Raw genomic sequence first — 12,773 nt, 5'->3', positions numbered from 1 at the left:
CCTGACATGTTACATCCAATTGATATTGATATACATACTTTGTTAGCCTATTAAAAATGGGGACTAATACCTCTTTTTTTGGTGCAAACTGTCTTCACTGCCATCCCAGTTGGCAATCTCTGTGAGCCATTGACCAATGGGTAAAGCCAAAAATAGGTGTGATAAAGCATTACAAATCCCATTTTGGATTTGCGGTATGAGTGTTTTATGCTGATTGGTTAAAGTCCAATACTGAGACAATTTTTCAATAACCATGTTTTGATCAAGACTTTTCTTTCCACCTTTAAAATGGAATTGAAAATCGTCAGCCGGCGGCTGGTGGTTTATAGCACTTTGAGGATTATGCACTGGTATCGTATTTCGTGTAGGCGTACTAAATTGAGTTCGCCAATGATTTAAAGCACCTCTTACGATTACATTGGGAATTAATGCAGCAAAATTCGCTATATTAATTAAGGATAATGAGCGCTCATCTATATCAAGTTCTTTAATATGAGGCATGGTACGACATAGGTTAGTTAAAAAGGGCGAATCAACACCGCATTGCCTCGTAATTAGTTTTTCAAAAACAGGTAAGATTAGTCCTGTCAGCAAATCTGGTGGTAATTTTGGGCATTTTTCTAGGTGCAGCACTTGTAAATTTTTTGCCTTTGCCAGTAATTTTTTTACGCTGGGGCTCCAAACAGAATAAGTACCTAAATACAACTCTTCAAGAGAGGAAAAATCCAGATTTTCTGCAAAATCATCCAACCCGCCCTTGATATTTATTAGATCAAGTACTTTAAGGCGTGGCATTAGAGTAATTAATCGTCTTAAATTTTGCCCAGTATATGCCCCAGAAACGATGAGTCGTTCAAGCGATGATAAATTAATGAATGCACCAAAATGTTCTGGAAGATCGCCATAATTAGAGACCGAAAGCTTTTTAAGTCCTACAGTTTTAAGTAGTAATTTTTCGAAGAGGAGGTTACTAATAAAGGCATTGGCAAGATAAAGCGTCTTAAGTGATGATAAATCTAAATCAGCGATAAAGTGCGCATCTACATGATTATAAGCCAAATTAATTAAATTAAGTTTCCTTTCTTTACCCACTATCTTTTTTACATTGTCCTTCCTAATATCAGTATTACTTAAATCAAGCGCCTCAAGAAACTCTAAATTTAAGTCTTGCGTCAAATTATCTACTAAATTCTTTGCACTCGACAAATTCAGCTGCTTAATTTTAGGTGCCTTTACGGCTAATTTTTCGTATACCACTCCAGGCAGCAACGAATTAGGGGCAAGAAAACATAAAAGAGAGGACAAATCCAAACCATCAGTAAAGTCTTCCTGTATATTGACACACTGACTTATCTGCAACACTTTAATTTGTGATGCGGTTGCAAGTACTTTATTTAAATTTTGACTACTAAGGCTAGAATTACTGACTAAAAGAAATTCAAGAGAACTTAAATCCAGATCGGGAAAATCCCCTTGCAAATTCCTACAATTAACCAAATTAAGAAATCTAAGGTTAGGTGCTTTTGCCAATAGCTGTACTAAAACAGGTGTAGTAATTGTTGAGTCTGTTAACTTCAATACATTAAGGGATGATAAATCCAAGCCTTGCGTAAAATCCTCCGTTAATGAAGTACAATACGATAAATCAAGTAAGACTAATTTGTCTATATACCCCAGTAGTTTTTGTAACCGGTCCGCAGGTAGAGCAAAACCTACTTTAAATCGATTGATCTGACGTAGATCATCTAAGGTAAACATAGCCTCATTATGGATTATACTTCCTGTAGTTAATAAAGATTCATCCCATCCTTGCTTTAAATTTAAGTAATCATAATTATTAATAATTTTTGCGGTTGGAAAAACAGCACATAAACCTAAAAAAACTGAGCGTGCATGTTCAGAAAACTCATTATTGATAATTAAGTCCGGAGGAAACTTGGCTTTCTGTATGATTCGCAGCACTTTTTCCGGATAATAACTATTGTTAAATTCAGACAGAAGCAGAGAATGCGCAAAGGGTTTATTCCCCTCATGTTGCAAGAATTGCAACCAATATTCATCCAGGACATGTACTTGTTGCTCACGGAACTTAAATTGAGCAACTGCTTTGATCTCATCAGGAGATACTGACCAACATTCTGCACTTAACAAGATAAAAGGAAGATCAAAAACACTGTTTTTAGCTAAGGGAACAAACTCTTCTTTGTTCCACAAATAAAGAGAAAAACCTTCATCTATTAACTCATTAAGGAGTTTATTAACCCTATCTTTTTTCCTGAATAACCAATGTGTTGTATTCCACGCAGCGATAACCAAAATTTTTTTTTCTAGTTGCTCACCACACTTTGGCTTTTTCCAATAAGGCCTGGCTTTAATCATCTCATTTACATCTACTTGTCCCTCAGGATCATAGCTATAAACAACGCCTTCATGTTTCAAGGTATAGTAAAATTCTTTAGGAAATCTCATCTGCGCCCTACAGTCATAAATATGTGCGTATATTAAACAATATTAATTAAGGAAAACTTAAGAAATACGATAAATATCTTCATGCCGTAACCCTCCATACAAGATGGGTACCTAAACCCCCAGGATGTGTGATAAAATTTCTCCTTTTATCAGTACAGGTCAAAGTCATGGATAAAGTCTATTCCCCAGAAGCTATTGAAAGCGCATGTTATAAAGCATGGGAAAGTCATAATTACTTTCAACCGCAAGGTGCGGTAAAAAATACTGCATCATGCTTCCTCCTCCGAATGTCACCGGTAGCCTGCATATGGGTCATGGTTTTCAACATACGATTATGGATGCGTTAACGCGCTATCATCGGATGTTGGGCGATAAAACACTCTGGCAACCTGGCACTGACCACGCCGGTATTTCAACACAACTCGTTGTTGAACGCAGACTAGAAGCGTCCGGGATTTCTCGTAAAGATCTGAGCCGTGAAGAATTCCTGGAACGTGTCTGGCAATGGAAAAATGAATCAGGCAATACCATAACCCAACAAATGAGACGTTTGGGTGACTCTGTTGATTGGAGCCGGGAACGTTTTACCATGGATGAAGGTTTATCTGCTGCCGTACAAAAAGTATTTGTCCAGCTTCATGATGAAGGACTTATTTATCGTGGCACACGTTTGGTGAACTGGGATCCTAAATTAGGAACCGCTGTTTCTGATTTAGAAGTACTTTCTGAAGAAGAAGATGGTTTTCTCTGGCACATCCGTTATCCACTAGTTAACTCGGCTGAATCAATAGTTGTAGCAACGACACGCCCAGAAACCTTATTAGGCGATGCCGCAGTTGCAGTAAACCCTGAAGATGAACGCTTTAAGCATTTGATTGGCCAACAGCTAAAATTGCCTCTATGTGACCGCACAATTCCCATCATTGCCGATGAATACGTAGACAAAGAATTTGCCAGTGGCTGTGTAAAAATCACTCCGGCACATGACTTTAATGATCATGAAGTAGGTAAACGGCATCAGTTACCGTTAATCAACATCTTTACAAAAAAAGCAGCCATTAATAAAAATGCGCCGTTAAAATATCAAGGTATGGATCGTTTTGTTGCGCGTGAACAAATCATCAAAGATTTGGATGCTGAAGGCTTCCTCGTGAAAACCGAAGCCCATAAATTAAAAGTACCACGTGGTGAAAAATCCAATGTAATTATTGAGCCACTGCTTACCGATCAATGGTATGTAAAAATCCAACCCTTAGCAGAACCTGCAATTGCGGCGGTGAAAAATGGCGACGTGCGCTTTATTCCTGACAATTGGAGCAAAACGTATTTTCAATGGATGGAAAATATTGAAGATTGGTGCATCAGCCGTCAATTATGGTGGGGACATCGTATTCCTGCTTGGTACGACAGTAATGGTAACGTTTATGTAGGTTATAGTGAAAATGACGTACGCTTTAAATACAAAATTAAAGAAGGCACGGTGTTAAAACAAGATGAAGACGTTCTGGATACCTGGTTCTCTTCTGCTTTATGGCCGTTCTCAACGTTGGGTTGGCCTGAGCGTACACCTGAATTAGAGCAGTTCTATCCTACTTCTGTGTTAGTTACCGGTTTTGACATCATCTTCTTCTGGGTCGCGCGCATGATCATGATGGGGCTTAAATTTACCGGCAAGGTTCCTTTTAAAGATGTATTTATTACCGGATTAATTCGCGACAGTGAAGGACACAAAATGTCCAAATCCAAAGGAAATGTGCTGGATCCACTGGATATCATCGATGGCATCGACCTCGAATCGTTAATAGAAAAACGTACCTCCAATCTCATGTTGCAATCGGTGCGTGACAAGATTGTAAAAGCCACACGCAAAGAATTTCCAGATGGAATCAGCGCATACGGGACTGATGCCTTACGCTTTACTTATTGCTCACTGGCCTCCAATGGACGCAATGTGCGCTTTGATGTAGGTCGTGTTGAGGGATACCGTAATTTCTGCAATAAATTATGGAATGCGGCACGCTATGTATTGCTCAATACGGATGAAGAACAAGTTGATTTTGGTGATGGCGCCTTCCAATACAGCCCTGCTGATCAATGGATTTTATCGCGTTTACAACGAACAATTAGTAAAGTGCATCATTATTTTGAAACCTACCGTTTTGATTTATTGGCGAATACGATTTATGAATTTGTCTGGCATGAATATTGTGACTGGTATCTGGAATTATCCAAGCCAATTCTGCAAGATGAACAGGCACTTAGTGCCTTGAAAAGAGGTACTCGCAAAACGTTAATTCACGTATTAGATCAAATTCTTAAAATGCTGCATCCGTTAATGCCTTTTATAACTGAAGAAATTTGGCAGCGTACTACCAAACTCACTAATGAGAATGGCGGCAGTATTATGTTAAGTGCTTATCCTCAGGTTAACCAAGAATTCCTAAATGACATCATTGAGGAAGAATTGGAATGGGTTAAATCGGCAATTCAAGCAATCCGTACGATTCGCAGTGAAATGTCCATTTCTCCAGGTAAGCTCATTCCTTTGTTTATGCGTAATATCACACCCGAACTTAAAGAACGCGTAGAGAAATATCAGCATACCCTCAAAGCATTGAGTAAATTAACCCAAATTAACTACTTAGGCAGTGAGGAAAAAGCCCCGGTATCTGCAACTGCAGTTATTGGGAGAAATTGAACTCCTCATTCCCATGGCTGATTTAATCGATAAAGAGGCAGAGTTAGCACGCTTAGCAAAAGAAGTCGCCAAGCTAGATAAAGACATCAGTCTTGCTGAAGGTAAATTAAATAACCCTAAATTTACGGATAAGGCCCCTGCTGAAATTATTGCAAAAGAACAAGAAAAATTAGCGCAAGCACAACAGGCGAAAGAAAAATTATTGCAGCATAAAGTAAGGATTGAAACGCTGTAATTTACACAGGACAATGAAGCATCTCGTCTTCAAAATACGCCCCCTTATGTAATATATAGTCCCCGATCCAGCGGGGACTTCGAAGGGACGATATCAGGGGTATTTAAAAGACGACTCTGTAGGTTGGGGACTAGGGTCTTCTATAACCTGCCTCACGAGAAACATCAAATCTTACTAACACAAACCCGACGATTAATCCACCAAGCCAACAATAAGGTAGATAAGACTCCTAAATAAACGCCAGCATCTTTCCAACCAGAACCAACTAATTGCAAGACATCCGGATTTTGTGCAATTGAAAAAGGTATAGCCAGCAATACATCCATAATCGCCGAACCGGCAACCAAACCACAGGCAATAAGCGTCCCTTTTTGTGTTCGGGTCGTTTTTTCATCCTCAGTTTTTTGCATACGTGTCAGACGCCTTTGCACAAACCAAGCAATCATCCCACCAATAAACAATGGAAAAGAAGAAGAAATAGGTAAATACATACCTATAGCAATTCCAAGAATAGACACATTTAAATAACGTCTTAATTTAAAAACATGATTCAGATAAATGACTGCTAAAATGATGACAGATCCAATAAGCATCATGCCCCAAGGCAATGAATTTCTAAATACAGCCTCGGTGATTGCCGCCATTAAAGCCGCCGTGGGCGCTGGCAACGATTGACTAACATCCATGCCAGAATGTGGCATGACGCCAGCAATACCATACACGTTAAATAATAGCTGCATGACCGGTGGAATTACCAAAGAAGAAACCACAACCCCCAACAAGAGCATTAACTGTTGTTTCCATGGCGTTGCGCCCACTAATTGCCCTACTTTTAAATCTTGCGTATTGTCATTCGCAATCGCGGCAATACCAGTAACGACAGAACCAATCATAATTGTAATTGCTTCTGCAGCTTGTATTTGTTGTGTACTTAAAGGTAAAGGCAACCAATGATCAATGGCGATTAATAATAACCAGGCAGCAAAAAGCATTCCTGAAATCACCACCGAACTTCCAGGACTTGCAGTAACGCCCACCATCCCTGAAAAATAAGCCGTAATTACCGAAAAAATAAAACCGATAAATAAAACATAAAGAACTCCTAAAAATACTAAAGTAGGCGAAAAGTCGTTATCTAATCCCACTTGTGCTAAAGGCAGAGCTAACTGGAAAAATAAAAATAAAATAGCCGCCATAGCACCTATTCCCATTAAAATATAAGGAAGAGGAATATCTTTATCGGTACGCGGTAATTGAGCATCGATGCGGTTCTTCACAATAAATGTGCGTAAAGAAGTTTGAATACTTTTGGCTAATGGTTTAATTAATTTCAGGAAAGTCCACATTCCAGCAAATAACATCGCACCAATACCAAGGTAGCGCATTTCACTATTCCACAAAAATGAAGCGGCTTGTTCAGCTGAATAATGATTTATAAATTCAGGATAAAAATGACTCACCATTGGCATGGCAATCAACCAAGAAATAACCGCCCCCAAAAAGATACTAACCGCCATATCATAACCAACAAGATAACCTGCACCGATCATCGTTGCTGAAAAACCTGCGCCTAAACCAAATAAAGAACGCTTTACAAAAAACCAGTAACCCCAGCTACTTGCAATAAGCTTAAAGCCAGTTTGTAATAACTCAATAAGACCACCAAGGACTCCACCAAGCAAGATGTCTTTAACCCCTGCTTTTTCAACAGAAGATTTTAACACTTCGGCAATAGCACGCCCCTCGGGAAATTTTAAATTACGGTCATTAACTAATATACGACGTAAAGGAATAGAAAATAATACGCCTAAGATACCCCCGCTTAACGCAATAAAACAGTTAGTAAGGTAATCAAAGTGGTTCCAATACCCAATAATGATCAACGCCGGGATGGTATAAACAATACCGCCCGCTACCGCCTCTCCAGCAGATGCCGCAGTTTGTACCGCATTATTCTCTAGAATGGTGGATGTTTTAAAAAAGCGTAAAATTCCCATGGAAATAATCGCAGCAGGAATTGATGCTGAAGTTAAAATACCTAACTTCAGCGCAAGATAAGCGTTCGACGTAGCCAGTAATACCGTGAGTATTATGGCCAAAATAATTGCACGAAAAGTTAGCTCGGCTACTTTTTTATCAGCAGCTATATAGGGGGTATCGATCATTAATGCTTCCAAACAGTTTTCAATAGTTCAGGTTTAACTAAAGTTTTAATAGTAGATAAAGGAATCGCGACAGTTTGCTCGCCATAGACATAAGCGGCTACTTGATAACTATCAAATATAATAGCAAGCCCTTGTGGTGTAAAAGCCCAAACATGATAGTTTTCCGCAACGGGTTTAGTCCCTTCGCTAATCCATTTAGCATCCGAGATATTCTTTTTAGTAATTTCTTTGCTGCATAGTTGAGAAATCGGTTTTAAATAATCTGCGCCCGGAACAAATAAGTCGGCTAATTCAACCTGACGGTTATCAATAAAGTTCAACACCACAACCGTATTTAAAGGATGGGCTGCGCCACGATGATAAATAGAAACATTAAAACGCACGCTCAAAGCATTGTTTTGTTGATATGGTATGGCATAGGTAATATTTAATCCTGATTTACCTGAATAATCTGCAGCAACATTCTCATCTTCGGATAACTCACTGTAAAAACTTTTTTTAGTAAACGCAATGAAGTCTTTTACTACCGTATTTACGTGCGTATCTTTAAATCCTTGTGGATACTTCATATCAAGCACATAAGTTGATGTTTCTTTCTTTTCTGATATGGGAGTAATCGCTTGCGCCGCGAAAGAACAAACAATCAAGCATAAAGATAGAACTGCTTTTAATTGATTCATCATGTTTTAATTCCTTAATAAACATCGTTTATCGACACCCACTCTCCAGCCACCATCGTCTGGTGCGCTAAAGGGTAAGCAAAATAATAACAAAGTGCCGCACTGTCATTAACGGACCATAATACTAAATCAGCCATCATTCCTGGAGCAATCTGTCCCAATTCTTGCTCAAGACCTAATGCTTTTGCTGCCTGACTGGTTACGGCAGCTAACACTTCAGGTACTGATAATGCAAAAAATTGACACGCCATACTCATCATCAAACGTAAAGAAGCAGTCGGTGAAGAGCCTGGATTACAATCAGTAGCAATAGCCATTCCTACACCCGCCTGGCGTAGTAATTCAACTGGAGGTTTATGCTGTTCACGTAGAAAATAAAAGGCCCCTGGAAGCAAAACCGCGACGGTATTTGCTTGAGCCATGGCATAAGCGCCATTCTCATCGAGAAACTCTAAATGATCACAGGATAAAGCACCAAATCCAGCGGCCAGCACACTGGCACCTAAATTAGATAATTGCTCCGCATGACATTTAATGGGAAAACCTAAGTCTTGGGCAACACGAAAAATTTGCTCAGTCTGTTGCAATGAAAAGGCAATAGATTCACAAAAAACATCCACCGCATCAGCTAAATTGGTTTCTTTCAATGCTGGCAACATGTCCTGGCATAACATATCAACATATGCCTGGCTATTTCCCTTAAATTCTGGACCAACAGCATGTGCGCCGAGAAAAGTCGTCTTGATTCTGACTCCAGTCATTTCGCCCAAACGCTTGGCTACTCGCAGTATTTTTAGCTCATTGGGCAAATCTAAACCGTAACCTGATTTAACTTCGACTGTAGTCACGCCTTCATTTTTCAAGGCAAGGAGCCTGGGCAAAGATTGGCGTAGCAACTCGTCCTCGGAAGCAGCACGCGTATGTTGTACCGTCGAAATTATTCCGCCCCCTGCCTTAGCAATTTCCGCATAACTTCGACCAGCTAATTTCAATTGAAATTCAGCAGCGCGATTACCGCCGTAAACTAAATGGGTATGACAATCAATCAGTCCAGGGGTAATTAAGTGTCCCTGACAATCCAATTGTTCTTTTGCTTCACTAAATTGCGTTGGTAATTCGGACGCAGAGCCACACCAGGCAATCAAGCCATTTTTAATAACAATAGCCTGATGCTGCAATTGATTTCCTAAGGCATCAATCGTCGTAGCATTAAGCAATAACTTATCACCAGCAAACATTAAAAATCCCAATGAAGAACTTGGTGCGGTGGTTTCAACCAGGCCGCATGATGTTTCGTATCATAAATATCCCATTCTTTAGAGACATAGGTCTTATTATCAACATCCAGTAATAACCACGTTAAGAATTCAGCAACGGTTTCTGGTGCAACCAAGCGGCCATGCTCTTGCAAACGCTGATAAAAATTACTTTGTTCATGATCAGGATTCACGCCACTGCGAGCCAATACTTGCATCTGAGTATCGATTATTCCTGGCATCACACTCGCAAAGGCTATTGATTTAGATTCCAATTGCCAGCATTTAGAGAGCATAGCCAAAGCTGCTTTAGACACGCAGTAAGCGCCCCAGCCTTTCATCGCAAAATATGCGGCTCCAGAACCGATATTTAAAACTCGTCCCTGTGCTAACTTAGCGTATAATTTTTGTGGTAGAAAAAGTGCCGCATTCAAATTCGTATTTAAAGCATTTTGCCACTCGTCAGGATCGACATCTTTTAATTCAGCTAAAGGCTGCAACGTACCCGCATTGTTAATCAGGGCTTCAATTTGGGAAACAGAACTCAGATGCTCTTTAATGTTATTCAGTCCATCCTGGGTTGCAACATCAGCACAAAGATAATGAATATTCGTAGCAACTGCGGCCGTTTCACGGAGTAATTCTTCGCGACGACCAACAATTAATACCTCTTTACCGCGCTTAGCTAAAGATAAGGCTAATGCTCTTCCTATCCCACTTCCGCCACCAGTAATGATAAACACAATACCCTCTGCATTATTTAATAATATGTACCGATAATACCAGACATTGGACTAAGTTGGCATTATTTTAAAGAGCAACATTTTCGGTTAATTTTAGGTATGATGTAATGAGTTAACACGGCTACTGATTGATTTATTAAAGTTTCTTTTTTATATCAAGCGCTTTATTATAAAAGGTATTCCTGTTTTTAAAATCAAAACCCTTGGGAGGAATTTAATGTTTGAAAATCTTGCCAATTATCGACCTGCCGACCCATCACTTTGGCAAGGAAGAAAAGATACACTGAGTGCGGAACGTTTCTTTCAAAAGATTGCCTTTCCTGCCCAACAAACTGATTTAATCAGTAAAGAAAAAAAAACCATTTTTCTTGGCTTTGCCAGTGATGCGGGGGTTCAACGCAATCTCGGTAGACCCGGTGCAAAACTAGGCCCAGATCAAATAAAAACACAATTGGCCAAATTACCTTGTGCCACGAATAAAGCTTATTTTGATTTAGGCAACATCATTTGTGAAGGCGATGAACTTGAATTGGCACAAAGCCAATTTGCCAGTTTAATCAGTTTTTGTCATCAACAAGGGCATCAAACAGTCGCATTAGGCGGCGGCCATGAAATAGCCTGGGCACACTATCAAGGTTTAGCACCCCACTACCATAAATTAGGCATTATTAACTTTGATGCACACTTTGATATACGTCCTTATCAAAAAGGTCAATCAGGAACCTCTGGTACACCCTTTTCACAAATCGCGACCTGGTGCGAAGAAAATAAGCGTCGCTTTGAATATTGTTGCCTGGGTATCCAGTCGATGGGAAATACCCCCTCATTATTTCAACGTGCCACTGAATTGAATGTTCACTATTTATCTGCAGAAGACCTGTACGAGAAAAGCTTAGCTTGGCATCTGGCGTTTCTGGATAAGTTCATGTTAAATCTTGATCACATTTATTTAACAATTTGTCTGGATGTATTGGCCGAGTGTTTTGCTCCCGGAGTAAGTGCCCCACAACCCCTAGGATTAACACCATGGCAAATACTGCCACTCTTGAAATACATCATGCAAAGTGGCAAAGTAGTGAGTTTAGATATTGCTGAACTCTCGCCACCTCTGGATGAAGATCACAAAACAGCCAGATTGGCCGCTCTTATTATCGCAGAATTGCTGCACACTATTTAAGGAGTTTATTTCATGAAGAACACAGTACTTTGGAGTGCACTTTTCACTCTAATCGGCACGCAAGTATGTGCAGAACAAACACCAGCCCCACAAGCACCTGCGGCCCCAACGAATACCTCGGCTCCTCCTGCATCTCCCGCCTCAGAACCAATGGTAATGCAACCAGTAGCGCCTCAACCACAACAACCCAATCAGGCGATACCAACAGCACCGGTGACAGCACCTGCTCCAGCACCTGTGATTAATTGTGATTATAAAATTCCTCCACAAGTTAAAACAGTAGACCAAGCCTTAGTTTTAACTTGGTCACAAAATGCAGTGAAACAAGCCTTTAGCTTTGATCCAGCCTCTTTAGATGCGCAAATGCAAAAATTGCAAGCCTGTTTTACAGAGCAAGGATGGACTGGCTTTAGTACAGCGCTGCAAAAATCCGGTAATATTCAAGCGATTAAAGCGCAACAATTAACAGTAACAAGTCAGATTGAGGGAATGACCTTAGTTAATGAAGCCAAAGACAATCAGTGGAAACTTACGGTACCGGTGATGGTGATTTATCAGAATGAGAAAGAAAAAGTAAGCCAATTATTGAGTGTGGATTTAACCGTGAACCGTAAACCAAATGGCGATCTGGGCATTACGCAAATGATCGCCGCCCCACGTGGCACAGTATCTACGAAAAAGCCAGCTCAAGAAGAGCCTGCTAACTTGGGAAATCAGCCGCCACTGGGCAAACCCCAATAAGTTAGAAAAAAGAGATTACTTAGCGTAAGTTCTGGATAATAAATTGGAACAATATGCATCCCATCTCGAGCTGTTCACGCTAAAACGGTTCTGCGCACGGCCTCAGCGTGAACAGCTCAAGATGAGATTTAAAGACCAATGCGTCCTGCCCCCTACCCTCAACTTCTCCTTGATAATGCCATATGTATAGAGTAGAAAAATAGGCAACCTTACTCACCTCAAATTGAGTTTATACTGTATATATATTTATGGAGTTATTTTTGACTTATCTTTTGGGTTTTGCATTTATGTCATTGATTCCCTCATGGTTAAAGTGCATATATTCTTTTTAAAACAATACAAAACCACCCCCGTAAAGTACGGGTACAATAAAAATACTTAAAACTCATTTTTATGGAATAATTAGAATTATAAGGACATAGTGTACGATGAATCTTTTGTTGGTTTTGTTAGCTTTTCTATTGGTTTTACTCAATGCATTTTTCGTGGCTGCCGAATTTGGCATGGTAAAACTTCGCTCAACCCGTGTAGAAGCAATCAAAAATACCTATGGTTTACGCGGAAAAATTCTCTTCCATGTGCACAAACATCTTGATGCTTATTTATCTG

At 39.9% G+C, this 12,773-nt stretch carries 8 protein-coding genes and 1 pseudogene; 4 read left to right on the top strand and 5 right to left on the bottom strand.

Going from position 1 to position 12,773, the window contains the following annotated elements; genetic code table 11:
- Window positions 1–63 precede the first annotated feature (63 nt).
- Entirely contained in the window at window positions 64–2,469 is a 2,406-nt protein-coding gene (locus tag LDG_RS08520) for a leucine-rich repeat domain-containing protein (protein WP_006870872.1), read from the bottom strand.
- 167 nt (window positions 2,470–2,636) lie between these two features.
- Here LDG_RS08520 and LDG_RS08515 point away from each other — a divergent pair.
- A pseudogene (locus LDG_RS08515) lies at window positions 2,637–5,402 on the top strand (valine--tRNA ligase).
- Between the two features lie 164 nt (window positions 5,403–5,566).
- Here LDG_RS08515 and LDG_RS08510 read toward each other — a convergent pair.
- Genes LDG_RS08510 through LDG_RS08495 form a run of 4 tightly spaced genes read right to left on the bottom strand, consistent with a single transcriptional unit; the run spans window position 5,567 to window position 10,246 of the window.
- Entirely contained in the window at window positions 5,567–7,567 is a 2,001-nt protein-coding gene (locus LDG_RS08510; RefSeq protein ID WP_006870869.1) for an OPT family oligopeptide transporter, read from the bottom strand.
- Window positions 7,567–8,250, bottom strand: coding sequence for an RsiV family protein (locus tag LDG_RS08505; RefSeq protein WP_040535048.1), 684 nt, complete (start codon window positions 8,248–8,250; stop codon window positions 7,567–7,569). The genes LDG_RS08510 and LDG_RS08505 overlap by 1 nt, the downstream gene beginning before the upstream one ends.
- 11 nt (window positions 8,251–8,261) lie before the next feature.
- Window positions 8,262–9,485, bottom strand: coding sequence for an imidazolonepropionase (hutI, locus tag LDG_RS08500; RefSeq protein WP_006870867.1), 1,224 nt, complete (start codon window positions 9,483–9,485; stop codon window positions 8,262–8,264).
- Entirely contained in the window at window positions 9,485–10,246 is a 762-nt protein-coding gene (locus LDG_RS08495) for an SDR family NAD(P)-dependent oxidoreductase (RefSeq protein WP_006870866.1), read from the bottom strand. Before LDG_RS08495 ends, hutI begins: the two co-directional genes overlap by 1 nt.
- Window positions 10,247–10,463: 217 nt before the next feature.
- Between LDG_RS08495 and hutG the strand changes: the two genes are divergently transcribed.
- The 3 genes from hutG to LDG_RS08480 form a co-directional block, all read left to right on the top strand.
- Window positions 10,464–11,423 carry a formimidoylglutamase gene (hutG, locus tag LDG_RS08490; RefSeq protein WP_006870865.1) on the top strand — a complete coding sequence of 320 codons (960 nt, stop codon included), beginning with the start codon at window positions 10,464–10,466 and terminating at the stop codon, window positions 11,421–11,423.
- A 12-nt stretch (window positions 11,424–11,435) separates the two neighbouring features.
- The gene (locus LDG_RS08485; RefSeq protein ID WP_006870864.1) at window positions 11,436–12,164 is read left to right on the top strand and encodes a DotI/IcmL family type IV secretion protein; all 729 of its coding nucleotides are present in this window, start codon (window positions 11,436–11,438) and stop codon (window positions 12,162–12,164) included.
- Between the two features lie 428 nt (window positions 12,165–12,592).
- Window positions 12,593–12,773: CNNM domain-containing protein (locus LDG_RS08480; RefSeq protein WP_040535045.1), on the top strand; the 181-nt coding region annotated here is incomplete at its 3' end.

Source organism: Legionella drancourtii LLAP12 (assembly GCF_000162755.2).
GTDB lineage: Bacteria > Pseudomonadota > Gammaproteobacteria > Legionellales > Legionellaceae > Legionella > Legionella drancourtii.
The sequence above is the reverse complement of the archived record's forward strand: the minus strand, read 5'-3'. Positions and strand labels throughout refer to the sequence as shown.

Excerpts from the sequence above, each read along its gene's own strand:
- LDG_RS08485 (WP_006870864.1), top strand. The coding sequence starts at position 11,436 with ATGAAGAACACAGTACTTTGGAGTGCACTTTTCACTCTAATCGGCACG.
- hutI (WP_006870867.1), bottom strand. The coding sequence starts at position 9,485 with ATGTTTGCTGGTGATAAGTTATTGCTTAATGCTACGACGATTGATGCC.
- LDG_RS08510 (WP_006870869.1), bottom strand. The coding sequence starts at position 7,567 with ATGATCGATACCCCCTATATAGCTGCTGATAAAAAAGTAGCCGAGCTA.
- hutG (WP_006870865.1), top strand. The coding sequence starts at position 10,464 with ATGTTTGAAAATCTTGCCAATTATCGACCTGCCGACCCATCACTTTGG.
- LDG_RS08505 (WP_040535048.1), bottom strand. The coding sequence starts at position 8,250 with ATGATGAATCAATTAAAAGCAGTTCTATCTTTATGCTTGATTGTTTGT.
- LDG_RS08520 (WP_006870872.1), bottom strand. The coding sequence starts at position 2,469 with ATGAGATTTCCTAAAGAATTTTACTATACCTTGAAACATGAAGGCGTT.